Below are 25393 nucleotides of genomic sequence, written 5' to 3' on the forward strand. Positions count from 1 at the left end.
CACCGAACGGGGGACCGCAGACGAGGAGTGTCGAGAACGTGCCAGGTCCGCTCCTCTCGGTCGTCATCCCGGTGCACGACGCGGCGCCGTGGATCGGCGAACTCCTCGACAGCGTGCTCGACCAGGACGTCGAGGCGATGGAGGTGCTGGTCGTGGACGATCGTTCGTCCGACGGGTCGGCCGCGATCATCGACACCTTCCGTGCTCGTGACGCGCGCGTCCAGCGCCTCCGATCGGACGCCCCCGGCGGCGCGGCCGCGCGGAACACCGGAGCGGCAGCAGCCCGGGGGGAGTACCTCGTGTTCGCCGATGCGGACGACCTCGTCCCGCCGGGCGCGTACCGAGCGATGGTCGGGTCGCTCGAGGCGTCCGGGTCAGATCTGGTGATCGGCGACCACCTCAAGTTCTCGCCGACACGCACCTGGAGTCCCACCGCCCGCTGGCACGCGTTCGACCACGCGGTGCAGGGGACGACCCTCGCCGAGACCCCAGCGCTCCTGACCGGCAGAGCGTGCTGGAACCGGCTCTTCCGACGGTCGTTCTGGGAGCGGGCTGCGCTGGGGTTCCCGAACGTCGGCCACGCCGATGACATCGAGCCGATGACACGGTCGGTCGTGGAGGCGCGTGCGATCGACGTCATCACGACGTGCGTGTACCTCTACCGCGAGCGTGCCGGGGGAGCTGGCGGATCGATGTCGAACCAGGTGGACGAGGCCGCCCTGCTGGACTACCTGCGTGAGGAGACGGCGTGCGCGACACTCGTGCGTGCGGCATCCCCGGCGGTCGTCCGCCAGCAGTCACTGCTGGTCCTCGACGCGGACGGCTGGGTGCACCTCGACCGGTACTTCGCATCGGTCCCGTCCGGCTCGCCGATGCCGGGCGGTGTCGAGCAGTCCCTCGACCGCCTGCTCGACGAGTTGGACGCAGCGGTCCTCGACGACGTCGCCGCCGAGCGCCGGTGCTTCTTCGCCCTGCTCTGGGCCGGGCAGCCTGATGCCGCGTCCGCCTTCGCCGCTGCGATGCGTGCTCGGGAGTCAGAGCCCGAACGGTTCCTCCGGGAATGGGTGTCGGCCACCGCGGTCCTGCTCGACTCCGTGGCACCCGCTGGCCTCGACCGGCCGGTGCTGGTCGATGACGGTCTCCTGACCGCCCTGCTGCACGCGGCGGACCGGATCGATGCCCCGGGCCTCGCACCGCTCGTCGCCGCTGCTGAGCGTGTCGTCCGGCGCGCTCCGACGGGCCCCGGCGGATCCGAACTCCTCGGGGCGACCCGTCGAGCTGTGCTGTCTGCTGATCCCGAGGCTGTCCGCCTCATCTCGCTGTTGCGGCACCACGCTCCGGTGGTCGTCGATCAGGTCACGCCCAGCGTCGACGCGCTCCGTGTCGAGGGGCCGGCGCCGTCACCGTCCTTGTCATCGTCCATGCGGCTGGTGCTGCGTTCGGGCGATCAGGTCCGCACGGTCGACCTCGATGGGGCAGGTCCCCGATGGCTGGGGCGGATCCCCGCCGACGGGGGTTCCGACGCAGCGGGGCGTTGGACGGTCACCGCCGGGTTCCGACTGTCCACCATCGACGTCGAAGTCCCGGTCGTGACCGCGCGGATGTCGTTGCCTCCGCTCGACGCGCGCCACGTGCTGCAACCACTGAGCGATCGGCGCGACGGCTGGCGTTTCCTGGTCGATCACCGGGCGCCCCGATCGGTGCTCAGCCGGGTCCGGTCGGCCGCGGAGCGACTGCGCCGTTCACGGACCTGAGCGCGGCTCCGGTAGCATCGCCGGGTGCGTCGTGCGAAGGACGGGTCCGATGGGCCCCAGCGAGGATTCCGAGCCGACATCCAGGGGATCCGAGCGGTCGCCATCGCCCTGGTGATCCTGTACCACCTCTGGCCGAACCGGATCACCGGCGGGTACGTGGGCGTGGACGTCTTCTTCGTCATCTCCGGCTTCCTGATCACCGGTCACATCCTGAAGGCTGCCGAGCGCGAACGGCCGGTCCCGATGCTCATCGGGTTCTACGCACGCCGGATCCGACGGCTGGCGCCCGCCGCAGTCGTCGTGCTGGTCGCGGTCCTGGTGTTCACGGTGCTCCTGCTGCCGGCATCGACCTGGTCGGCGACGGGCTCGAACGTGCTCGCCGCGTCGTTGTTCTCCGAGAACTGGTTCCTCGCCGCCCAGTCGGTCAGCTACCTCGACGCCGATGCCGTCCCCTCCGCGGTGCAGCACTTCTGGTCGCTCTCGGTCGAGGAGCAGTTCTACATCGTCTGGCCGCTCGTCCTGCTGGCCGCGATCGCCCTCCTCGCACGTCGTCGTGCAACCTGGATCGTCGTCGTGATCGGCGCGGTCGGCATCGTGAGCTTCTGCTGGGGGCTCCTGCACACCGCGACCAACCCGGATGCGGCGTTCTTCGACACCACCGCTCGGGCCTGGCAGTTCGCGGTCGGGGCGCTCGTCGCGTTCGTGCCCCTGCCCGGTCCGCGCACACGGCTCTGGGCGCCGTGGGTGGGGCTGGCCGCCATCGCGGCCGCCGCACTGCTCTACTCCGAGGCCACGCCGTTCCCCGGCATCGCTGCGGTGCTGCCGACGGTCGGCGCTGCGGTCGTGATCGCCGGACGCGCACCCGCAGCGGAACCGTGGTCGTTCGGGTTCCTCGCTTCGTTCGGACCGGTGCGCTGGCTCGGCGACGTCTCGTACTCCGCGTACCTCTGGCACTGGCCCCTCATCATCCTCGTTCCGCAGTGGCTCGGCGTGGACCTCGGCCTGCGGTTGAAGCTCGCCATCCTGTGCGCCACGGTCGTCCTGGCGTGGGCTTCCCACCGGTACGTCGAGAACCCGGTCCGTCGGAGTGCGGTCCTCACGAAGCGACGTCGACGCAGCTTCGTCGCCGGCGGTGCGACCCTCCTCGTGTTGGTCGCCGGGTGCTTCGGCACGGTGGGGGTGGCGAACGCCCAGATGGACGCTGCGGACGACCGACTCCTCGCGCAGGTCACCGGAGGGCAGACGTGCCTCGGCGCAGGTGCGATCGGCGACCGGTCGTGCGCTGACCCGTGGGGCGACATCGACGTGGCCGACGTTCCAGCGCCACTGTCGGACAAGCCGCTCGTCTGGAAGGACGACTGCATCGACGACGTCACGGAGAACACCGAGAAGTACTGCACCTACGGTGACCCCGACGCATCCGAGACCCTCTTGCTCTGGGGAGACTCGCACGCTGGCGCCTGGTCGAGTGCCTTCGACATCGCGGGGAAACTCGACCACGTGAAGGTGATCGTCGCGGCGCGGAACCGGTGCCCGTCGAGCATGGAAGCCCCGACCGGCACGACTTACGGGGACGTGATCCCGGCCGATCAACGCGGGTGGTGCGCGGCGCGGAACGACTGGGTGATGAAGACCCTGGTCCCACGTGCCGATCGCGTCGTGCTCGCTGACCTCTGGGCGAACTACCGTTTCGCGGGGACGGACTCGGCCCAAGCGGACGGCTACTCCGAGCTCATCGACGGCGTTCGGGATGCTGGGCTGCCGGTGACGATGCTGCAGCACGTGCCGCTCACCGGACAGACCCTCGAGGACAAGGTGATCGGCCCGTCGTGCCTTGCATCGGGTGGGTCGTGCACGAACGACGTCGCGCACGCTCTGCCGCCGTCGACCTCGCTGCCACAGCGTCTGCTCGTGGACGAAGGCTACGGGGACGTCGTGCGCTGGGTCCCGGTCGAGTCGCAGTTCTGTCACGACGGTCGCTGCTACTCGGCGATCGGCGGCGTCTCCGTCTACTTCGACGGGTCCCACCTGTCCAACACCTACAGCGCTTCGCTCGGTCCGTGGCTCGCGACCGCTCTGGACCGCACCCAGCCGCTCAGCGTCGTCGGCTGATCTGGGGGTACCCGCACGTGCCGTCGGGGACCCCTGGTGCGAGAGAATGTCGTTCGTGCGTCGCTCTCGATACCTGATGGCTGCCGTTGCGCTGGCAGTCGCCGTCGCGGTCCCCGTGGTGACCGTCGAACCGAACCCCCTCCGAGCAGCCGAGGTCGCGCCCGAGCACGACCTGCGTGTCGCCGTGGTCGGGGACTCCTTGAGCGCGGGACGATCGGGTTTCCTCGGGAACGGCCTGGACGACGAGAGCTGGATGACGTACGCACAGGGCGACGGCATCGAGTACGCCGGTGGATGGGCACGGGCCGGCGCGACCCCGGACGCCATGGCAGCAGCCGTCAGACCGGTCGGCGACGCCGACGTGCTGGTGATCCTGGCGGGCACGAACGCCGTCCGCCTCGGGAAGTCGCTCGACGAGGAGCGCTCGGCGTACGAGCGGATCGTCGAGACGGTCGGCGCCCGCAAGGTCATCGTGGCGGACCTGCCGCCGTACCGGTGGCGGCCGGGAGCCGCGGCCACCTACCGGACGGCGCTGCAGCAGTTCGTCGCCGACGAAGGGTGGACGTGGGCGGATCCGTGGACGTTCGCCCGGTCCGGGTCCTCGTGGGCGGCCGGAGTGAGCACCGACGGCACACACCCGGCGGGCGCCGCCGAGTACCGGCAGCTCGGCGAGGCGTTCCGGAGCATCATCCTGGCCGTGGGGACGTCCGCCGCACAGGACGGCCGCCGCTGACGCTGCGGCCGGCCCGTCCTCTGTCGATCGGTACGATGAAGCATGCTCTCGACGCCGGCCGTCCCGGAACACCTCGCGACGCGCCGGAGCCGATCGGACCGTTCGGTCGCGGTCGACCTCGTCCGGGTGGTGGGCGTCGTCGCGATCGTCGCCGGGCACACCTGGGACCAGCGGCACTTCGCCCAGGCGGGTCTCTACACGTGGCACGTCCCGGTCTTCTTCGTCCTGACCGGGTACCTCTGGAAGTCCGGTCGTTCAGCCTCCGACGAACTCGGGCGGCGTGCGCGCACCCTCTTGGTCCCGTACCTCAGCTGGCTCGTCCTCGTGACCCTGGTCTGGTTCGGGTTCCGTGCTGCGCTGGGCGATCCGTTGGACACCAGGACACTCACGCTGCTGCCCCTCGGTGGCGACTGGATCTCGCGGCCGTACTCGGCGTTCTGGTTCGTCACCTGCCTCTTCGTCGCTGCAGTGCTGATGCGGTGGCTCGAACACATCCACCCGGTCCTGCCCTGGTTCGTTGCAGGCGTCGGGATCGCCTGGTGCATCGGTGACCGCTTCGCCATCGCGCACATCCCGGAGTCGGCGGGCATGGCGATGCCCGCGCTCGCGTTCATGCTCGTCGGGATGCTCCTCCGTCGTTTCCGTACCACGATCGACCGCCCGATCGTCACGGGGCTGGTCCTGCTCGTCCCGTCGTGGTGGCTCGGTTGGTCGGGAGCCCTCGACACGCTCAACATGAAGGCCGGCAACCTCGGGACGCCGGTGCTCAGCGTGCTGATGGCGGCGGCGATCTCGTGTGGCATGCTCCTGGTCGCTGAGGGGACGGAACGCTGGATCCCGCGCTGGGGCCGGACCGTGGTCTTCGCCGTCGCCGCCTGCGCGATCCCGATGATCCTGACGCACACGCTGTCGCTGGCGATCACGGAGCGTCTCGGCATGCCGTCGTCGAAGTGGACGTTCCTCATCGCGTACTTCGTGCCGCTCCTCGTCGCGCTCGTCCTGCGGGCTACCCCGGCGAAGCGCTTCCTGTTCTGAGCCGACGGCCCCGGGGCAGTCGACACCTGGGCCCCGACGAAGAGCCGCGCCGCTACCCCCGAACGGCGTCGAGCAACTCCGCGTACCGCCGCGATAATGCGAACGGCGCCAGCCGCCGGCTGAACTCCGCGGCATCGGCAGCACCCGCGGCAGGCGCCGCCAACACCACACGCAAGGACTCCACGGCATCGCCGGCGTCGAACCACCTGACCCACGCCTCGTCGCCGAACTCGGCACGCAGGTGCGGCTCGTCCGGCAGGACCGACGGCACGCCGAACGACGCGGCGAGGTGCAGGACCCCGGAGTTGAGCACCCGCCGGTAGGGGAACACCGCAGTGTCTGCCGCTCGGAGCCACCGCTGGACGTCGATGTCTTCGACCTGATCGTGCTCGCGCACTGCACGCATGTCGTCGCCGAGCAGCCGGTCGATGTCGTCACGGTCGTCGGACGTGGTCCGGCCGGCCAGCAGGAGCACTGGCCGCTCGGACGGCTTCGTCCGACGCACGGCTTCGACCAGGACGTCGATGCCCTTGTACGGGCGCATCTGGCCGAAGGCGAGGACGGCGTGGTCGAGGTCCGTGAGTCCGAGCGACGCACGCGCTTCCTCGCGCGACACCGAGTCCGGGTACACGCCCTGGTAGCTCGGGTGCGGGAGGTGCACGACTGTTGCCGGGTCGAGCCCATAGTACGAGGACACGGCCGCGGGCGTGTCCCTGTTCATCACGTGGACGACGTCTGCGGCGCCGGCCAGGTAGCGGTTCAGGTCGAGTTCGAGCTCGAGGTGCCGTGCATCGTGGGGGAGGACGTTGTGGATTGTCCAGACGAGACGTGCTCCGCGTGTGCGTGCCGCGTCGACGGCGGCGCGGAAGCGATCGAGCCGCGCCTGCGCTTCGTCGAGGTCGTCGTCGTGTCGCTGCACGATCGGGGACGTCCAGTGCATGTGGAAGACGTCGCCGGTACCGAGCCGGCCGAGGTGCTGCTCGAGCTGCTCCAGACGCAGGCTCTCGAGGACGTTCCAGCCGCGTGCCCGCGGGGCCAGCAGCATGAGGTTGAGGTACGGGTTGTCGCGGTAGGCAGGGAACACCGCGAGGAGGCGATCGGGCACCGACCGATCCTACGGGGACTCGGCCGGAGAGCGGGGTGGCGTCAGTCGAGCGTGGCGACGATGTACTCGGCCTCGTGCAGGACCGAGCAGAACGCCTGGCCCTCGTGGTCGAGCGCATCGCGCTTCAGGATGACTGCACCGCACACCGAGCACTTGGTCGTGAAGGTCGACCGCACGACGTCTGAGATGAGCGACATGCGACCATGCTGCGCGCCGAAGGTGAACAACGGGGAGCGATCGCCTCGGAAGCCGGTGAACGACCCCGAAGAATCCGCCTGGGACGCGACGAAGCCTCGGGTCAGAGCGTCCGGATGACCTGATCGGCACCGGCACCGGCGGGCACCACTGCGGCGAAGTCCCCGTCCGTCACGACCTGCCCCGCCGCGAGCCACACGACGTTCCGCGCGCCCGGCTGCGGCACGAACGACGAGACGTCCGATCCCGTGCCGCCGCTGACCAGCACCGTGACGTCGTCGAGTCCGCTCGACCCCCGGTACCAGGACGTCGGCAGGTCGATCTGCACGGAGTGACCGGCAGCCTCGAGCGAGGTCACCAGCGCGGTGACGTTCGCCGCCCGAGTCCCGTCGTGCTTCACCGCGACCCGAAGACCGGCAGCGGCGGAACCGCCGGAACCGCCTGCGAGGTCGCGGACGACGATCGGCCGCGACGACCGCACCATCACGGCGTGCCCCTTCGGCAGCCCCGGCTCGACACCGAGCCACCGCAGGCCGGCCGCCTCGTAGTGTGCTCCGGCGTCCGCCGCCGGGTACCGCCCACGCCAGCGCTCGTCGAACACCCGCCGGTTGTCGACCCGGGCGTCGTCGCGACCGGGGGTGCGGCTCTCGTGGTGCACGACGACCGACGACGGCACGACGGCGAACGCCGAGCCGTCCGGCGACGCCTCGAGGGCCCGCAGGCACAGGTCGACGTCCTCGAGCCCGTTCGCGAACACCGGGTCGAACCCGTGCCAGCGGATCAGGTCGACGGCCCGGAACGCAGCGGCAGCAGCAGTGATCGCCGAGAAGCGGCGACCACTGGCAGCACCCAGCCGTGCGGTCCCGGCACCCGCCAACGCCCGCGAAGCATCGTGCCGCGGGTGGTCGCCCAGGAAGTGCCAGGGCAGCACCTTGTCCCCGCCGAACACCGTGCCCGCTGCCTGCACGACCCCGTCCGGGTACACGAGCAGCGGTTGCGCGCCGAGCACGGACGGGTCGTCCAGCGAGGAGACCAGCGGCTGCAGCCACCCGGTCGTGACCTCGGTGTCGTTGTTGAGCATGACGACGGTGCCGCCGGTGGACCGGGCCAGGCCGAGGTCGCTCCCGAGCCCGAAGTTCCGGTTGCGGTCCTCGCGCTGCAGCAGGACCCGCGGCTCGTCGCCGAACCAGGTGCCGAGCACGGCCGAGACCGAGCGCGGTGACCCGTTGTCGACCAGGACCACCTCGACCCGGTCGCCCTCGTGGTCGGCGGCGTGCAGCACGGCGTCCACGGCGCGCCGGGTCATCGTCCAGTCGCGGAACACCGGCACGACGACGGAGACGAGTCCCGCGTCGCGCGCCGGTGCTGACTCGGCAAGGGCGTCCCAGTCGATGCGGTGGCGGGCGAGCGCGACCTCCTGCCACGAAGCGGGCTGTGCGGAGGAGACCCGCCGCGGGTCGCGGACGTTGTCGTAGTCGACGCCGATCACGGGCACGTACGCGGGCACGCCGGAGCGCTTCCCGATGCGCAGCAGCCACTCCCAGTCGATCCAGCGGCGCAGGGTCTCGTCGAACGGCCCGACGGCAGCGGCGACGTCACGACGGACGACGAGCGCGTTCAGGTCGATGAAGTTGCCGGCGAGCAGGTCGTCGAGCGTGCCGTCCTCGCCGCGGTACGTCTCGGCGGGGGCGGTGCAGTCGTCGGCGTTGTTCGCGCCGATCATCCGGACGCCGGTGTGCACGCCGGGGCCGTCCGTCTCGAGCAGCCCGGCGAGTGCGGCGGACAGGTGCTCGGGTCGCCAGGTGTTGTCGGCGTCGAGGAACGCGACGAAGTCGCCGCGCACCGCCGCGAGTCCGGTGTTGCGCGCGGCTCCCGCCCCGCCGTTCTCCCGCTCGACCAGGCGGACGCGCGGTTCGTCGGCGGCGATCCGGCGCACGACCTCGGCGGTCTCGTCACCGGATCCGTCGTCGACGACGAGGAGCTCCCAGTTCGCGTGCTGCTGCGCGCGCACCGAGGCGATCGCCGCACCGACGACGTCGGCGCGCCGGTACACCGGCATCACGATCGACACGAGCGGTTGCTCCGCGTCGCGTCGCGCGACACCGCGCGGGTACCGGCCGAGCGCCTCGGCGACGTCGGGCCCGTCCCACGTGGCCCGGTAGCGGCGCCGGGTCCGGTGCTGCGCGTCGGCGAAGGTGCGGGCAGCGGAGACGGCTGCGTCGCGTGCGGCGCCCCAGGTCGGTGCGTGGCCACGGCGGCCGGGAGGCACGGGGAGCGTGGTCGCGTCGGTCGCGTCGGTCGCGTTCCGCAGGAAGTCGCGGAGCGCATCGAGCGTGGACGCCGGGCGGTCGGCTTCCGGCACCGAGGCGGCGTACACGCCGGCGTCGAAGAGGGGTCCGGTCTGGAAGAGCTCCGGGCCCTCCTGGTGCAGGGCGTCGTACCAGGACATCGCCGGGACGGGCTGGTGTTCGCGCATCCACTCGTGCTCGATGAGCGGGTGCAGCGAGAGTCCTCGCTGCCCGTCGTTGTGCACGTAGAACGCGATGGCGTCGGCGTCGCTGTCGAACGTCCGTCCGGTCTGGGCCTCGAAGTACGCGCGGTCGAGCACACCGAACTCGGCGATCCGCCGGGCCCAGCGGTCGAGCCGGTCCGTGACCGTCAACGGCTTCTCGGGGCCGCGGAACGGGCGCGCCAGGCGTCGCGCGACGCGGCCGAGGCCCTTCGCCTCGGCCATCAGCGGCGACCCGGCAGCCGTGCGGCGACCTTGGCGATCGCCTGGCCGGTGCGGAACGAGCGGCTCGCGCGCAGGTCGTCGAGCTCGCGGCGGAGCCGGGTGACCTCGTCGGAGGCGTTCCCCGCCGCGACCTCGGCGGCGGTGAGGTCGAGGGGGAGGAGCGCTGCCCATCGGCCCTCGAGGGCCTCGGAGCGCGACGCGAGCGGCGCGGTCAGGCGACGGTCGAGCTGCTCGCGCGCCTCGACGAGTCCGCCGCGGGTCGTGGCGACGACGTGCGGGTCCAGCAGCACGGCGACCTGGTCGGCTCCGGCTCGGTGCGCCGGGGACGACCACGGCAGGGCGGTCGGCGCGGACCGCACGACCACGAGCTCCAGCGACCGTCGGTTGGCGGCGACGACCTCGGCGGGTGTGGGGTCCACGAGGACCGTGACGGTGACGAGGTCGTCCGGGTTCGGGGCGTCGGAGGTGACCGTCCACCGACCGGGGGCCGACGTGCCGGGGGTGAGCCGGGCCTCCAGGTCGAAGCCGTCCACGAAGGCCGCGTCGATCTCGCGGACCAGGCCACCGGCGTCCTCGACGTGCCGCAGGTCGACGGCGAGGCGGGGCGGGGGACCCGCGGGGACCAGGGCGTCGGCGAAGCGCTCCGTCGCCGTCGAGCCGTGCCGCTGGTAGGCGGCGACGGCGTCCGGCAGGAACGGGTACCGGCGCTCGAGCTCGCGCTGGTGCGCAGCGCGGAGGGCGTTGCGGTTGCCGGAGAAGCTCTTGCCACCGGCGTGCAGGACCAGCGCGCGGTTGGCGATCCGCGACGTCCAGCCGTGCTCGGCGAGGCGCAGGCAGTAGTCGTTCTCCTCGCCGTACCCGGGGGCGAACGCGTCGTCGAACAACCCGTGCTCGGTGATCAGCTCGCGGCGGGTGAGGAAGCAGAAGCCCATCGCGACGGGCAAGACCTGCGAGACCGGCAGCAGCGGGGCGACCGCGCCCCAGACGGCCCGCGTGCGCTCCTCGGTGCGTGCGGCACCCCGGTTGGTCAGTCGGTACGGGATGCTCGCGATCGTGGCGTTGTCGCTCCGCGCCGTGACGACGCCGGTGCGGTCCTCGTCGAGCACGTCGAGCATGGCGTCCAGGAACCCCGCGGTGGGCACGGCGTCGCTGTTGAGCAGCAGGACGGCCTCTCCTGTGGTGCCGGTGCCGGTGCCGGTGTCGCCGGTGCCGCGGTCGAGCTCGAGGACGGCACGGTTGCACGTGCCGACGAACCCGAGGTTGCGGTCGTTGCGCTCGTACCGGAATCCCGGCCGACCGTCGATCCGCTCGAGCAGGGCGCGTTCGATCGCGTCGGCGTCGGGACCGCAGTCGTTGACGAGCAGCACCCGGTGCACGGACGTGTCGAGGTGCTCGACGAGCCCGTCCACGCAGCGCAGCAGGGACTCGAGGTCTCCGTAGACGGGGACGACGACGAGGGTGGTGCGGGTCATCGGGTGGACTCCTCGTGGTCGTGCTGCTCGTGCTGGTCGTCGTGGCTGTCGCGACTGTCGCGACTGTCGTGCTCGAGCGCTTTCGCGAGTGCGTCGACGGCCGCGTCGAGCGGACCGCCGAGCGCGTGCTCCGCGAGCGGGGCGAAGCCGGTGGGGCCCTCGGCCGCGGCGCGACGGACGGCGTCGGCGACGGCCAGGCCGAGCGACCGGGCGTCGGCGGGCACGGCCGTCAGGTTGGGGTGCAGGTGCGCACGGGTGCCGCGGAACTCGTTCGTGACCACGCGGGCGCCGGAGATCGCACCGTCGAACGGCGGGTGGCTCGGGTGCGGACTGTGCTGGAGCGAGAGCACGACGTTGGTCGAGGCGATGAAGCGGAAGTAGTCGTCCCAGGGCATCGTGCCGTGGCTCACGAGCTTGACGTCGCCCGTGCCGCCGTCGAGCTCGACGTCGCCGTGCTGCTCGCCGGCCGAGTGGAACTCCACCCGGATCCCGTCGGCCGCGAGCTCCTGCACCGCGACGCGCAGGGCGGCGACACCGAGCCGGAACAGGTTGCGGTGCTTGCTCGGGCGGCCGTAGAACAGCACCCGGACGACGTCCTCGTGCCGTCGGGCCGTGGCGACGCGTTCGAGCAGCTCCACGTCGAGGTGCGGTGCGAAGGTCCGCTCCGCCGGCACGTCCAGGTCCTCGACGTCGGCCAGGTACTTCCGCAGGGGCTCCGAGTTGACGAGCACCCGGAAGCCGGCGCGGTAGGTCGAGGCGGCGACGGCGTACTCGGTCGACCACGGGCTGAAGCCGGGTTCGTAGTCCTGCACCAGGTACACCACCCGGTCGCGCGGGACGACCCCGGCGGTCACGGCGACGTCGATCGGGTGCGCGGTCTTCCAGTGCGTGGCGATCCAGACGTCGTCGCGGCCGAACTCGGTGTCCAGGACGTCCTCGCGTCGGACCACGCGGACCCCCGGGCGGCCGTCGACCCGCGACTCCGGGAACCGGTCCGCCACGAGCGCCTCGGCCGCGGCCGCACTGTTGCCAGGCGTGGTCCAGCGGACCATGACGACCCGGACCGACCGGCCCAGGCGTGCACCGAGCGCGATCGCGACGGCCAGCGCCGTCTGCACCCCGGCGAACGCCGCGCCCTCGCGGAGCTCGTCGACGACGAGCACCACCTCGGGCTCCCGGTCGACCGTCCGGATGCCCGCCAAGGCGAGGCTCGTCTCGACCAGCCCCTCGAACGGTCGGGCAGCCAGTGGTGCGCGGTCGCGCTCGCGCCGGGCCACGCCGACGTCCACGCGGGACACCGTGCGCCCGAGTCGTTCGCGGACGTCGTTGCGGTAGTGGCCGTCCCGCGCGTACCGCTCGTTCACCCGGACGAGGTCGCTGACGAGGCGCCGTGCCTTCTCGAAGTTCATCGACCCTCACGTTACTGGGCGTGGGGGAGCACCTCGGTAGGCTTGTCCCCTGATGATGCAGCGAATCGACCTCCGTGGCGGCCTGCCCGCCCGTGCCGAACTCCTCCGACTCATGCCGCGCGCCGTGGGTGACGTCTCGCACGCGGTCGACGCCGCCCGCGAGCTGGTCGAGGACGTCCGACACCGCGGAGCGGACGCACTGCACGACCAGGCCGAACGCTTCGACGGCGGCGCCCCGGCGAACGCCCGGGTGCCCGTCGCCGAGATCGCGGCAGCCGTCGCCGGGCTGACCCCCGAACTGCGGGAAGCGCTCGACGAAGCCATCCGCCGCGTCCGAGCCGCCAGCGCCGCACAGGTGCCGGCCGGCTCCGTCACCACGCTCGCCGACGGCGCCGAGGTGCACCAACGCTGGCAGCCGATGCGCCGCGTCGGCCTCTACGTGCCCGGCGGCAAGGCCGTCTACCCGTCGAGTGTCGTCATGAACGTCGTGCCCGCACAGGTCGCCGGGGTCCGGTCGATCGCACTCGTGTCCCCGCCGCAGCGCGACCACGGCGGTGCGGTCCACCCGACGATCCTGGCCGCGGCCGGACTGCTCGGCATCGACGAGGTCTACGCGATGGGCGGCGCCGGCGCGATCGGCGCGCTGGCGTACGGCGTCCCCGCGATCGACCTCGAGCCCGTCGACCTGGTCACCGGTCCTGGCAACAACTACGTGGCCGCCGCGAAACGCCTGGTGCGCGGTGTCGTCGGCATCGACGCCGAGGCCGGTGCGACCGAGATCCTCGTGATCGCCGACGAGACCGCCGACCCCGGGTTCGTCGCCGCCGACCTCATCAGCCAGGCCGAGCACGACGAGCAGGCCGGCAGTGTGCTGGTGACGACGTCGGCGACGTTCGCCGACACGGTCGAAGCCGCCATCCCGGAACGCACGGCGGTGCTCGGGACGGCTGCGCGCCTCCAGACCGCCCTGGACGGACCGCAGTCCGCGATCGTGCTGGTGGACTCGCTCGCCGACGCCGCGATCGTGAGCAACGCGTACGGGCCGGAGCACCTCGAGATCCAGACGGCCGACGACGACGCGGTGCTCGCCGACATCGACGCCGCCGGAGCGGTGTTCGTCGGGCCGAGCACGCCCGTCAGCCTGGGGGACTACCTGGCCGGGTCGAACCACGTGCTGCCCACCGGCGGCCAGGCGCGCTTCGGTTCCGGGCTGTCCGCGTCGACGTTCCTGCGGCCGCAGCAGGTCATCCGGTACTCGGCGTCGGCGCTCGACGAGGTCGCCGCCCACATCGTAGCGCTGTCGACCGAGGAGCAGCTCCCCGCGCACGGCGCCGCCGTGACGGAGCGCACGAACCGATAGCCTGGGCGACGACATGTTCTGCCCTTTCTGCCGCCACCCGGACTCCCGCGTCGTCGACTCACGGACGAGCGACGACGGAACCTCCATCCGCCGCCGTCGACAGTGCCCGAACTGCGGACGACGCTTCTCGACCACCGAGACCGCGTCGCTCAACGTCGTCAAGCGCAACGGCGTCACCGAACCGTTCAGCCGCGACAAGATCGTCTCCGGCGTGCGCAAGGCCTGCCAGGGGCGCCCGGTCACCGACGGCGACCTGGCCGTGCTCGCGCAGCGCGTCGAGGAGACCGTGCGGTCGTCCGGTTCGAGCCAGATCGACGCGAACGACATCGGCCTCGCGATCCTCGCGCCGCTCCGTGAGCTGGACGAGGTCGCGTACCTGCGGTTCGCCAGCGTCTACCAGGCCTTCGACTCGCTCGAGGACTTCGAGGACGCCATCAGCCAGCTCCGCCGTGACCACCACGCTGCGGGCGCGCCGTCGGGTGCCGCCGGCTCGCCGGCGGGTGCCGCCGGTTCGTCGGCCGGTGCCGGCGCGTGAGCGGCGTCGCGGAAGGCCTGGTCCGCTTCGGGTACGCCGTCGTCTTCCGGTCGGTCTTCGCCAAGATGGACCCCGAGCGGGCCCACCACCTGGCGTTCGCCGTCATCAAGGCGCTGCCCCACGTGCCGTTCGTCGGCGGTCTGGTCGAGCGGTACTCCCGCCCGGCAGCTGCTGACGGCATCACGACGATGGGCATCCACTTCCCGTCGCGCTTCGGCCTCGCCGCCGGGTTCGACAAGGACGCCCGCGGCATCGGTGGCCTCGGCCTGCTCGGCTTCGGCCACGTCGAGGTCGGCACGATCACGGCGAAGCCCCAGCCCGGCAACGAGCGTCCGCGCCTGTTCCGTCTCATCGAGGACCGCGCCCTCATCAACCGGATGGGCTTCAACAACCACGGCGCCGGTGCCGCTGCCCGACGGCTCGAGCGCGCCCGACGCAACCCGGGTCGCCCGGTCATCGGGGTGAACATCGGCAAGAGCCGGGTCGTCGCCGTCGAGGACGCCATCGACGACTACCTGGAGTCGACACGACGCCTCGCGCCGTTCGCCGACTACCTGGCGGTCAACGTCAGCTCCCCGAACACGCCCGGACTGCGCGGCCTGCAGGAACTCGACCAGCTCCGACCGCTGCTGTCCGCCGTCCGCGACGCCGCCGGTGACACGCCCGTGCTGGTGAAGATCGCGCCGGACCTGACCGACGAGCAGGTCGACGCCATCGCCCGCCTCGCGGTGTCGCTCGGGCTGTCGGGCATCATCGCCAACAACACGACGATCTCCCGTGAGGGGCTCACCGCGGACCCGGCCGACGTCGAAGCCATGGGCGCCGGGGGACTCTCCGGTGCTCCCGTGGCCGCGCGCTCGCTCGAGGTGCTGCGTCGGGTCCGTGCCGCGGTGCCCGCCGAGTTCTGCGTCATCGCCGTCGGCGGGGTGACGACCGAGCAGGACGTGCAGGACCGCATCGACGCCGGGGCCACCCTCGTGCAGGGCTACACGGCGTTCCTCTACGAGGGGCCGACCTGGGCCACGCGCATCAACCGCTTGCGTCGCAAGCGGCTGCGCCGCGCCGCGCGCTGAGCGCGGGCGCGGGCGTTCCGCCCGGCGCCCTCCAGGTTCCGAAATCTCGGCATCTCGCGGCCATCGGCGGCCGTCTCTGGAACCTCGGCGACGCGCACGCGGCGAGTCGTGGAACCTCGCCGACCACCCCTGGGACGGGAGGCCCGGTGCGGTCCCGCCGCGGGCCTCCCGTCCGCCGATGCGTGGCCACGCCCGGACGCGGCCGCTGAGTGTCCGAGATCTCGGAGCCTCGGCGCGCGTGCGGGCCGTCTGTGGAACCTCCGCGACGCGCACGCGGCGAGTCGTGGAACGTCGCCGCGCAGCGTGCGCACGCCCAGACGACGAAGCGCCGCCCGGCGAGGCCGGACGGCGCTTCGGACAGCGACGCTGGGGTCAGAGGGCGGGGTACTGCCCGCGCTTGACCTGGGGCTTCGGCAGACGCAGGAACCGCAGCTGCCACGCCCGCGTCAGGATGTAGAGGAACGTGCCGCGCTGCATCTCGCCGAACTTGGTGGTGAGCTTGCGACGCATCGACAGCCAGAGGACCACGCAGTCGATCACGAACAGGGCCACGAACGCCCACACGAGCAGGAGCGAGTACGAGGCGATCGCGGTCTGCGAGGCGGCGAACCCGACGATCAGGAACAGCACGAGCACCGGCATCATGATCTCGCCGACGTTCCAGCGCGCGTCGATCCAGTTGCGGACGAAGCGACGCTGCTCACCGCGGTCCTTCGCCGGCAGGTAGCGCTCCTCGCCGTTGGCCATGCCGACGCGGGCACGCTCGCGGTCCGAGTTGAGACGCGCGCGGGCGGCCTTCTTGTCGACCGGCGTGTTGCCGACGAGGGGGCGGCGGTTCGCTGCCTCGCGCTCACGGCGGGACGGCGTCGGGCGGCCCTTGCCCTGCTCGAGGAGTTCTTCCTCGGTGGGGTTCACGGTCGTGTTGGTCTTGGGGGCTGCCTTCGCCACGGTGCGTTCCTAACGGCGTTGTGCGTGCGGGATCGTCCTCTAGATTACCGGGCATGACCGACACCGCACAGCCCAGCTCCGCGACCGACCCCGCTCTCCTCGACGCCCTGCGCGAACAGGTGCAGGGTGCACTGCCCACGACGATCGCCGATCTGTCCGCGCTGGTGCGGATCCCGTCGGTGTCGTGGTCGGCGTTCGACGAGTCGCACGTGCTCGCGAGCGCGCGTGCCGTGGCGGACCTGGCGCTGAGCACCGGGGTCTTCGCCGAGGACCAGGTCGAGATCATCCGGTCGGCGATCAGCGACGACGAGCCGCTCGAGCTCGGCCAGCCCGCGGTGCTCGCCGTCCGCCCGGCCCGGAACGGCAAGCCGACCGTGATGCTCTACGCCCACCACGACGTGCAGCCGCAGGGTGACGACGCCCTCTGGGAGACGCCGCCGTTCGAGCCGACCCTCCGCGGTGACCGGCTGTACGGTCGCGGCGCCTCGGACGACAAGGCCGGCGTGATGACCCACATCGCGTCGCTCCGGGCGATCCACGCGCAGTTCGGCGACGACCTCGACCTCGGTGTCGTCCTGTTCGTCGAGGGCGAGGAGGAGTTCGGCTCCCGTTCCTTCCGCACCTTCCTGCGTGAGCAGAAGGAGCACCTGGCCGCCGACGTCATCGTGGTGGCCGACAGTGACAACTGGTCGGTGGACGTGCCGTCGATCACCGTGTCGCTCCGCGGCAACGTCACCTTCAAGCTCACCCTGACGACCCTCGAGCACGCCAGTCACAGCGGGATGTTCGGGGGAGCGGCGCCGGACGCGATGATCCCGATGGTGAAGCTGCTCGCGTCGCTGCACGACGACGCCGGCTCCGTCGCGGTCGAGGGGCTCACCTCGTACGAGGCCGACGTCCCGGCCCGCACCGACGACGAGCTCGCCGTCGACGCGGCCCTGGTGGCGGGCGTCCGACCGATCGGCACCGGCGAGGTCCTGTCCCGCATGTGGTTCCAGCCGTCGATCACCGTGACCGGCATGGACGTGCCGAGCGTCGCGAACGCGTCCAACACGCTGCTGCCGACCGTCTCCGCCCGCGTCTCGGTCCGGGTCGCACCCGGCCAGCCCGCCACGGAGGCGTACGCGGCCGTCGAGCGGCACCTGCGGGCACACGTGCCCTTCGGTGCCCGGATGGAGATCTCCGAGCCGGACAGCGGCGACGGCTTCCTCGTCGACACGGCCGGCTGGGCCGTCCAGGAGGCCCGCACGGCCATGCGCGAGGGCTGGGGTGCCGAGGCGGTCGAGCAGGGCATCGGCGGCTCGATCCCGTTCGTCTCGGACCTCGCCGCGGAGTTCCCGGAGGCCCAGATCCTGGTCACCGGGGTGGAGGACCCGGACACCCGTGCCCACAGCCCGAACGAGTCGCAGCACCTCGGCGTCCTGCACCGGGCCATCGCGTCCGAGGCGATCCTGCTCGCCAGGCTCGCGACGCGCAGCTGACGGTGCTTACAATCGACGCCAGGCGCGGTGAACCGCACCGCCCGGAGGGAGACGCGCGATGAGCGACACCATCACCACCGACGCACCGGTGACCGAGGCGGCCTCGCACGGCGTCCTCCTGAGCGACGCCGCGGCCGGCAAGGTGGCGAGTCTCCTCGAGCAAGAGGGCCGCGACGACCTGCGCCTGCGCCTCGCCGTCCAGCCCGGGGGATGCTCGGGTCTGATCTACCAGCTGTACTTCGACGAGCGCCTGCTCGACGGTGACGTCACCGCCGAGTTCGACGGGGTCGAGGTCGTCGTCGACAAGATGAGCGTCCCGTACCTCGACGGTGCGACGATCGACTTCGAGGACACCATCCAGAAGCAGGGCTTCACGATCGACAACCCGAACGCGCAGGGCAGCTGCGCGTGCGGTGACAGCTTCCACTGATCACCAGCCGATCCGACACGCGAGCGGGGAGCGACCGACACGGTCGCTCCCCGCTCGCGTTCGTCGGGGGATGCGGTCGCAGTGTGACCGGGGAAAACGGCCGGTCAGGAGTGCGGATCGCGGCGATGAGCGTGTCGGGTGTGCGCGAGCGGTACCGAGCTGCGAGTAAGCTAGGAGTGTTCCAATCAAGCTGGGAGCCAGCCAAGTGTCGCCTTCGTGCGACTCGGCGGGTTCGGCTCCGGGCTCACGTCTTTTGCGAGAGGTAACAGTGCGTTCGAATCGCCGTATACGTTGGGCGGCCGTCCCGGTGGCCGTCGGTCTGGTCATCGCACTGGCTGGCTGCACGCAGCAGCAGATGAACGGATGGCTCCCCGGCACGGAGGAGACGAAGGACGTCACCAACCACACGAGCCGCATCGTCGGCCTGTGGACCACCAGCTGGGTGGTGCTCCTCGCCGTCGGTCTCATCGTCTGGGGCCTGATCATCTGGGCCGCGATCGTGTACCGCCGCCGGAAGGGCCAGACCGGCCTGCCCGTGCAGATGCGCTACAACATGCCGCTCGAGATCTTCTACACGATCGTGCCGCTCATCCTCGTGCTGGGCTTCTTCGCCTTCACCGCGAAGGACCAGGCCGCGATCGAGAAGCCGTTCGACGACCCCGACGCCACCGTGCACGTGTACGGCAAGCGCTGGGCGTGGGACTTCAACTACATCAACAAGGACAACCCCGAGGACAGCGTCTACTACCAGGGCATCCAGGCCCAGGAAGAAGAGAACGCCAAGGGCGCCATCGACGAGTCGCAGCTGCCGACCCTCTACCTGCCGCAGGGCAAGAAGGTCGCGATCGAGCTCTCCTCGCGCGACGTCGACCACTCCTTCTGGATCATCGACTTCCTGTACAAGAAGGACATGCTCCCCGGCAAGACGAACTGGGAGTACTTCATCCCGGAGAAGCTCGGGACGTACCAGGGCAAGTGCGCGGAGCTCTGCGGTGAGTACCACTCGCTGATGCTCTTCCAGGTGAAGGTCGTCACGCCGGCGCAGTACCAGGACTACCTCGACACCCTGAAGGACCAGGGCAAGGTCGGGCTCCTCGGTGACGAGTACAACACCAACACGAACGAACCGAACAACAAGGCGCCGGTCGAGGCGTCCAGCGAGAACAAGTAGGGGCTCGTCAGATGACAACGTCTTTCGTCGGCCAACCGACCCAGACTGCTTCGCCGGACTTCCAGGCGTCGAAGGTGGGCCGGAAGGGCAACATCATCGTCCGGTGGATCACCTCCACCGACCACAAGACCATCGGGTACATGTACCTGATCGCGTCCTTCGTCTTCTTCCTGCTCGCGGGTGTGATGGCCCTGGTCATCCGTGCCCAGCTGTTCGAGCCCGGCCTGCACGTGGTCGCGACGAAGGAGCAGTACAACCAGCTCTTCACGATGCACGGCACGATCATGCTGCTGATGTTCGCGACGCCGCTCTTCTCGGGCTTCGCGAACGCGATCATGCCGCTCCAGATCGGTGCTCCCGACGTCGCCTTCCCGCGACTCAACGGCTTCGCGTTCTGGCTCTACCTGTTCGGCTCGCTCATCGCGGTCGGCGGCTTCCTCACCCCGCAGGGTGCGGCCTCGTTCGGGTGGTTCGCCTACGCGCCACTGAGTGACACGACGTTCACACCAGGGCTCGGCGGCACACTCTGGGTCTTCGGACTCGGCATGACCGGCTTCTCGACGATCCTCGGCGCGGTGAACTTCATCACCACCATCATCACGATGCGTGCCCCGGGTCTGACCATGTTCCGCATGTCGATCTTCACGTGGAACACCCTCGTGACGGCACTGCTCGTGCTGATGGCCTTCCCGGTGCTCGCCACCGCGCTGTTCGGTCTCGGCCTCGACCGCGTGTTCGACGCGCAGATCTTCAACCCGGCCAACGGCGGAGCGCTGCTCTGGCAGCACCTGTTCTGGTTCTTCGGGCACCCCGAGGTGTACATCATCGCGCTGCCGTTCTTCGGCATCGTGTCCGAGGTCTTCCCGGTCTTCAGCCGCAAGCCGATCTTCGGGTACAAGACGCTCGTCTACGCGACCATCTCCATCGCGGCCCTGTCCGTCACGGTCTGGGCGCACCACATGTACGTCACCGGTGGCGTCCTGCTGCCCTGGTTCTCGCTCATGACGATGCTCATCGCGGTCCCGACCGGCGTGAAGATCTTCAACTGGGTCGGCACCATGTGGCGCGGCTCGGTGACCTTCGAGACCCCGCTGCTGTGGGCCGTCGGCTTCCTCATCACGTTCACGTTCGGTGGCCTCACCGGTGTGATCCTGGCCTCGCCGCCGCTGGACTTCCACGTGTCCGACTCGTACTTCGTCGTGGCGCACTTCCACTACGTGGTCTTCGGCACCGTCGTCTTCGCGATGTTCTCCGGCTTCTACTTCTGGTGGCCGAAGTGGACGGGCAAGATGCTCAACGAGCGTCTCGGCAAGATCCACTTCTGGCTCCTGTTCATCGGGTTCCACACCACGTTCCTCATCCAGCACTGGTTGGGCGTCATCGGCATGCCGCGTCGCTACGCGACCTACCTGCCGAACGACGGCTTCACCTGGATGAACCAGCTGTCGACGATCGGCTCGATGATCCTCGCGATCTCGTTCCTGCCGTTCATCTTCAACGTCTACGTGACGGCCCGGAACGCACCGAAGGTCGCCGTGAACGACCCGTGGGGCTACGGCCGCTCGCTCGAGTGGGCCACCAGCTGCCCGCCGCCCCGCCACAACTTCACGTCGATCCCGCGGATCCGTTCCGAGTCCCCGGCCTTCGACCTGAACCACCCCGAGGCAGGTGTGCCGATCGGTGTCGGCCCCGCGAAGGACGCCCCGGATGCCCCGACCTACGACGCCGCGAAGGGCGAGGTGAAGTAAGCCGATGCGCGCGAACACCAACCTGTTCTGGATCCTCTTCGGGTTCTTCATCCTCGCGGACGCCGCGTACACGATCTGGGCGCTGCTCTACTACGGCCACCCGGAGTGGGTCGGCACCGTGGCGATCGGCCTGACCGGCATCATGTCCGCGTTCATCGCCTTCTACCTCGGCAAGGTCATGGCGTCCCAGGGCGGCGTGCTGCCCGAGGACCGCCCCGACGCCAACATCGAGGACGGCGACGCCGAGCTCGGGCACTTCAGCCCGTGGTCGTGGTGGCCCATTCTGCTGGCAGCAGCGGTCGCCGTCTGCTTCCTCGGTGTCGCAGCCGGCCTGTGGATCGTCCCGATCGGACTCGCCCTGGTGGCGGTCACCCTGGTCGGCTGGGTCTACGAATACTACCGCGGCAACTTCGGGCACTGACCTGACGCTGCAACGCACCTGACACTTCGGGCGGCACCACATCCGGTGCCGCCCGAAGTGCGTCCAGGAGCTGCCAACGCAGCGCACGACCCGGCGCTGCACACCACAGCGCCCCACGATCTCCGGTCCCCGATCCGGAACAAACGGGCCCGCCCGCGGCTTGACTGGAGCGGACCTCCCACCACAGCGAAAGGAGTCACCTCAGGTGACCGACAAGCGCACCCTCATCATCTTCGGCGCGACGGGCGACCTCGCCTCCCGCCTGCTGCTGCCGGGCCTCGGCACGTTCCTGCAGAGCGGTCGAGCGGTTCCCGTCCAGCTCATCGGCACGGGCCGCAGCGCCCGCAGCGAGGAGCAGTGGAAGGACATCGTCACGAAGTCCTTCGCGTCGCAGGACGTCAAGGGCCCCGAGGTCGACGCGACGCTCGCGTCGACCCAGTTCATCCAGGGCGACCCCACCGACCCGGAGCACCTCACGGCACTGCTCGACGCGGCCGAGGCCGAGCCGATCCTCTACTTCGCCCTGCCCCCGCAGATCGCCTCCGACATCTGCGAGGCACTGCAGCAGGTCGAGCTCCCCGCCGGCACCACCCTCGCCTTCGAGAAGCCGTTCGGCACCGACGTCGCGAGCGCCCAGGCCCTCAACGAGACCGTGCTGAAGCTGGTCCCGGAAGAGCGCGTGCACCGCACCGACCACTTCCTCGGACGCACCACGGTCCTGAACATCATCGGTCTGCGCTTCGCGAACCGCCTGTTCGAGCCGATCTGGAACGCCGACAACATCGAGAAGGTCGACGTCTTCTACGACGAGACCCTCGGTCTCGAGAACCGCGCCCAGTACTACGACGAGGCCGGTGCGATGGTCGACATGATCCAGTCGCACCTGCTGCAGATCCTCGGCATCGTGACGATGGACGCCCCGGCGGACATCGACGCGGTCGAGTTCCGCTCGTCCCTGGCCCGGGTGCTCCGTTCGACGCGGCTCAAGGGTGACGACGCGAAGATCGCGTCGCGCCGTGCCGTCTACACGGCCGGCACGATCGACGGCAAGGAGCTGCCGTCGTACCAGGACGAGGACGGCGTCGACAAGTCGCGGAGCACCGAGACGCTCGCCGAGATCTCGGTCGAGGTCGACACGGCCCGCTGGAAGGGCGTCCCGTTCACGCTGCGGTCCGGCAAGGCACTCGGCAACAGCCGGAAAGAGGTCCTGATCACCTTCAAGCCGGTCACGCGCCTGCCCTCCGGCCTGAGCGGTCGCCCGAAGGCGGACACGCTCCGCATCGTCCTGAACCCGGACGAGATCGAGCTGACCGTGTCGGCCAACGGCGGTGGCAACCCGTTCGAGATGGGCCAGGTCACCCTGTCGTCGTCGTTCAGCGACGGCGAGCTGACCCCCTACGGCGAGGTCCTGAACGGTATCTTCCACGACGACCCGCTGCTCTCGATCCGCGGCGACGTGGCCGAGCGCTGCTGGGAGATCGTCGAGCCGGTCGTCAAGGCCTGGAAGGCCGACGAGGTCCCGCTCGAGGAGTACCGCGCCGGTTCGCGCGGCCCGGCGGACTGGGAGTCGTCGTCCTGACGGACGTGACCGTCGCGCCCTGAACGGGCGGAACTGCGGACGGGAGGCACGGTGCCAGCTGGCACCGTGCCTCCCGTCCGTTTCGTGGTCAGCACCACCGCATCACGCGGGGGTACCAGCGCGCTCGCCCTCGCCGGTCCACGAGCGGGTGCCGCCGTCGTGCACGGGCAACCGTGTGCGGTGCCCGGTCGACGCGCCCCGCGCCCGCGCGATCGCGTCCGACGCGGACACGAGCGTCAGGTGCGACAGCACCTGCGGGGTGTTGCCGACGTGGTGTCCGGTGGCGACGTCGATCTCCTCGGAGAGCATGCCGACGTCGTTGGCGTACCCGACGATCACGTCCATGAGGCGCTCGGCGTCGTCGATCCGGCCCGATGCCGCGTACTGCTCGACGAGCCAGAACGAGCACGCCAGGAACGGGTGCTCCGCGCCGGCGAGCCCGTCGAACCCCGACGACGTCCGGTACCGCAGCACGAGACCGTCGGAGCCGGTGGACAGGTCCTGCTCGATGGCGGCGACGGTGCCGGTCATGCGCGCGTCGCGGGCGGAGACGTAGCCGATCTGCGGCAGGACGAGCAGGCTCGCGTCGACCTCGTCGGTGTCGTAGTGCTGCCGGTAGCTGCCGCGTGCAGCGTTCCAGCCGTGCTCCTCGATCTCGGCCCGGACCTGGTCGCGCAGGGTGCGCCAGCGGTCCACGGGCCCTTCGAGACCGAACTCCTCGACCGCGGCGACCCCACGGTCGAACGCGGCCCAGATCATCGCGCGCGAGTGCGTGAAGTGCCGTCGCGGGCCGCGCATCTCCCAGATGCCGTTGTCGGGCTCCTGCCAGTGCTCCTCGACGTAGCCGAGCAGGGCGCGCTGCAGGGCCCACGAGTCGGCGTTCTCCTCGACCCCGAGCTCGCGGGCATCGTGCAGGGCGGCCAGGACCTCGCCGAACACGTCGCCCTGGTACTGCGTGTACGCGCCGTTGCCGACCCGGACGGGCGTCGAGCCGGCGTACCCGGGCAGGTGCGGGAGCTCCCGTTCCGGCAGTTCGCGCTCCCCGGCGATGCCGTACATGATCTGCACGTCGGCGGGGTCGCCGGCGATGGCGCGGAGCAACCAGCCGCGCCAGTGCGCCGCCTCGTCGCGGTAGCCGTGCGCGATGAGCGAGGCGAGGGCGAGGGAGGCGTCGCGGAGCCAGACGTAGCGGTAGTCCCAGTTGCGTTCGCCGCCCGGGTCCTCCGGCAGGCTCGTGGTCACGGCGGCCACCACCCCGCCGGTCTCGCCGTGGGTCATCGCGCGGAGCAGCAAGAGCGAGCGGCGGGCGGCGTCGGCGTAGCGTCCCTCGGTGCGTGCCGTCGCCATCCAGTCGGTCCACCACGTCACGGTGCGGTGGAGTTCGGCGTCGACGTCGACGGGTTCCGGGGGCTCGCGGTGCGAGGGGTACCAGGTGAGGACGGTGTCGAGCACGTCACCGTCGTGGATCGTCGCGGTGGCCGTGTGCCGGTGGTCCGAGGCCCGGAAGCGCGGGCCGCGCACGATGACCGACCCGGGGCCGGCGGTGGCGAGCAGTGCCGGGTCATCGTCGCCGCCGATCTGGCGCACCCACGGCAGCGCGAGGGCGTAGTCGAACCGGATCCGCAGGGTCTGCTGCACCTCGACCGTGCCGCTCAATCCGCGGACACGCCGGACGATGGACGGGCGGTGCGCGCCGACGGGCATGAACTCGGTCACCTCGACGGCACCGTCCGCCGTGGTCCACACCGTCGACAGGACGAGGGTGTCGCCGTGGTACTTCCGGTGCGCCGTCGCCGCGGGGTCGGTCGGTCGGAGCGTCCAGTGCCCGTGGTCCTCGGTGCCGAGCAGCGAGGCGAACGTGGCGGCGCTGTCGAACCGCGGCAGGCACGCCCAGTCGATCGTGCCGTCGCGGCCGACGAGTGCGGCGGTCGAGGTGTCGCCGATGACGGCGTGGTCCTCGATCAGGTTCGGGGGAGTCGCGGGGGGCGCGGGTGCTCGCTCGGTGTCGGCGGTCCGGTCCGTGTCGGTGCTCATGCCCCGATCGAACACCCGGAGGCCGAGCGTCGTAGCCGCGCGGACGGGCCGCCGGCCGTCTGGC

The 25393-nt window shown here is 70.8% G+C and carries 20 protein-coding genes; 13 read left to right on the forward strand and 7 right to left on the reverse strand.

Features of this window, described 5'->3' with window-relative positions:
• The first annotated feature begins 38 nt into the window (after positions 1–38).
• The 4 genes from EDF51_RS00745 to EDF51_RS00760 are packed head-to-tail and all read left to right on the forward strand — an operon-like array spanning position 39 to position 5634.
• A complete protein-coding gene (locus tag EDF51_RS00745; RefSeq protein ID WP_134193512.1) occupies positions 39–1754 on the forward strand; it encodes a glycosyltransferase family 2 protein in 1716 nt (571 codons plus the stop codon).
• 24 nt (positions 1755–1778) lie between these two features.
• Positions 1779–3866: an acyltransferase family protein gene (locus tag EDF51_RS00750; RefSeq protein ID WP_134193514.1), complete on the forward strand. Its 2088-nt coding sequence runs from the start codon at positions 1779–1781 to the stop codon at positions 3864–3866.
• Between the two features lie 55 nt (positions 3867–3921).
• Positions 3922–4599 carry an SGNH/GDSL hydrolase family protein gene (locus EDF51_RS00755; protein ID WP_166673468.1) on the forward strand — a complete coding sequence of 226 codons (678 nt, stop codon included), beginning with the start codon at positions 3922–3924 and terminating at the stop codon, positions 4597–4599.
• Between the two features lie 42 nt (positions 4600–4641).
• A complete protein-coding gene (locus EDF51_RS00760) occupies positions 4642–5634 on the forward strand; it encodes an acyltransferase (RefSeq protein WP_134193518.1) in 993 nt (330 codons plus the stop codon).
• A gap of 52 nt (positions 5635–5686) precedes the next feature.
• Here the strand turns inward: EDF51_RS00760 and EDF51_RS00765 are convergent, their stop codons facing one another.
• From EDF51_RS00765 to EDF51_RS00780, 5 genes are all read right to left on the reverse strand, one after another.
• A complete protein-coding gene (locus EDF51_RS00765) occupies positions 5687–6739 on the reverse strand; it encodes a glycosyltransferase (RefSeq protein ID WP_134193519.1) in 1053 nt (350 codons plus the stop codon).
• Positions 6740–6780: 41 nt separating this feature from the next.
• Entirely contained in the window at positions 6781–6936 is a 156-nt protein-coding gene (locus EDF51_RS19740) for a hypothetical protein (RefSeq protein ID WP_165900991.1), read from the reverse strand.
• Between the two features lie 101 nt (positions 6937–7037).
• Positions 7038–9668 carry a glycosyltransferase family 2 protein gene (locus EDF51_RS00770; protein WP_166673469.1) on the reverse strand — a complete coding sequence of 877 codons (2631 nt, stop codon included), beginning with the start codon at positions 9666–9668 and terminating at the stop codon, positions 7038–7040.
• Positions 9668–11140, reverse strand: coding sequence for a glycosyltransferase family 2 protein (locus tag EDF51_RS00775; RefSeq protein WP_134193523.1), 1473 nt, complete (start codon positions 11138–11140; stop codon positions 9668–9670). Before EDF51_RS00775 ends, EDF51_RS00770 begins: the two co-directional genes overlap by 1 nt.
• Positions 11137–12549 carry a hypothetical protein gene (locus tag EDF51_RS00780; RefSeq protein WP_134193526.1) on the reverse strand — a complete coding sequence of 471 codons (1413 nt, stop codon included), beginning with the start codon at positions 12547–12549 and terminating at the stop codon, positions 11137–11139. Before EDF51_RS00780 ends, EDF51_RS00775 begins: the two co-directional genes overlap by 4 nt.
• 52 nt (positions 12550–12601) lie before the next feature.
• Here EDF51_RS00780 and hisD point away from each other — a divergent pair, with 52 nt between their 5' ends.
• Genes hisD through EDF51_RS00795 form a run of 3 tightly spaced genes read left to right on the forward strand, consistent with a single transcriptional unit; the run spans position 12602 to position 15517 of the window.
• Positions 12602–13909, forward strand: a complete 1308-nt coding sequence (hisD, locus tag EDF51_RS00785) for a histidinol dehydrogenase (protein ID WP_134193528.1) — start codon at positions 12602–12604, stop codon at positions 13907–13909.
• A 13-nt stretch (positions 13910–13922) separates the two neighbouring features.
• The gene (gene nrdR / locus EDF51_RS00790; protein ID WP_134193530.1) at positions 13923–14444 is read left to right on the forward strand and encodes a transcriptional regulator NrdR; all 522 of its coding nucleotides are present in this window, start codon (positions 13923–13925) and stop codon (positions 14442–14444) included.
• Positions 14441–15517: a quinone-dependent dihydroorotate dehydrogenase gene (locus EDF51_RS00795; RefSeq protein WP_134193532.1), complete on the forward strand. Its 1077-nt coding sequence runs from the start codon at positions 14441–14443 to the stop codon at positions 15515–15517. The genes nrdR and EDF51_RS00795 overlap by 4 nt, the downstream gene beginning before the upstream one ends.
• A gap of 372 nt (positions 15518–15889) precedes the next feature.
• On the opposite strand, the gene EDF51_RS00800 is transcribed toward EDF51_RS00795, so the two are convergent.
• On the reverse strand, positions 15890–16465 hold the full coding sequence (locus tag EDF51_RS00800; protein ID WP_235035956.1) for a DUF3043 domain-containing protein: 576 nt from the start codon (positions 16463–16465) through the stop codon (positions 15890–15892).
• Positions 16466–16518: 53 nt separating this feature from the next.
• Between EDF51_RS00800 and EDF51_RS00805 the strand changes: the two genes are divergently transcribed.
• The 6 genes from EDF51_RS00805 to EDF51_RS00830 all read left to right on the forward strand — a co-directional run bounded on the left by EDF51_RS00805 (position 16519) and on the right by EDF51_RS00830 (position 23295).
• The gene (locus EDF51_RS00805) at positions 16519–17946 is read left to right on the forward strand and encodes a dipeptidase (RefSeq protein WP_134193534.1); all 1428 of its coding nucleotides are present in this window, start codon (positions 16519–16521) and stop codon (positions 17944–17946) included.
• Positions 17947–18004: 58 nt separating this feature from the next.
• Positions 18005–18376 (forward strand): iron-sulfur cluster assembly accessory protein, encoded by a 372-nt coding sequence (locus EDF51_RS00810; protein WP_111085771.1) that lies wholly within the window; start codon positions 18005–18007, stop codon positions 18374–18376.
• A gap of 268 nt (positions 18377–18644) precedes the next feature.
• Entirely contained in the window at positions 18645–19547 is a 903-nt protein-coding gene (coxB, locus tag EDF51_RS00815; RefSeq protein ID WP_111085770.1) for a cytochrome c oxidase subunit II, read from the forward strand.
• An 11-nt stretch (positions 19548–19558) separates the two neighbouring features.
• Positions 19559–21295 (forward strand): cytochrome c oxidase subunit I, encoded by a 1737-nt coding sequence (gene ctaD / locus EDF51_RS00820; protein WP_207896188.1) that lies wholly within the window; start codon positions 19559–19561, stop codon positions 21293–21295.
• A 4-nt stretch (positions 21296–21299) separates the two neighbouring features.
• Entirely contained in the window at positions 21300–21716 is a 417-nt protein-coding gene (locus EDF51_RS00825; RefSeq protein WP_111085768.1) for a cytochrome c oxidase subunit 4, read from the forward strand.
• Between the two features lie 205 nt (positions 21717–21921).
• Positions 21922–23295, forward strand: coding sequence for a glucose-6-phosphate dehydrogenase (locus EDF51_RS00830; protein ID WP_123292491.1), 1374 nt, complete (start codon positions 21922–21924; stop codon positions 23293–23295).
• Between the two features lie 102 nt (positions 23296–23397).
• On the opposite strand, the gene EDF51_RS00835 is transcribed toward EDF51_RS00830, so the two are convergent.
• Positions 23398–25329 carry a glycoside hydrolase family 15 protein gene (locus tag EDF51_RS00835; protein WP_134193536.1) on the reverse strand — a complete coding sequence of 644 codons (1932 nt, stop codon included), beginning with the start codon at positions 25327–25329 and terminating at the stop codon, positions 23398–23400.
• Positions 25330–25393: the final 64 nt, after the last annotated feature.

The organism is Curtobacterium sp. PhB25, from assembly GCF_004365375.1.
In the GTDB taxonomy this organism is placed as follows: Bacteria; Actinomycetota; Actinomycetes; order Actinomycetales; family Microbacteriaceae; genus Curtobacterium.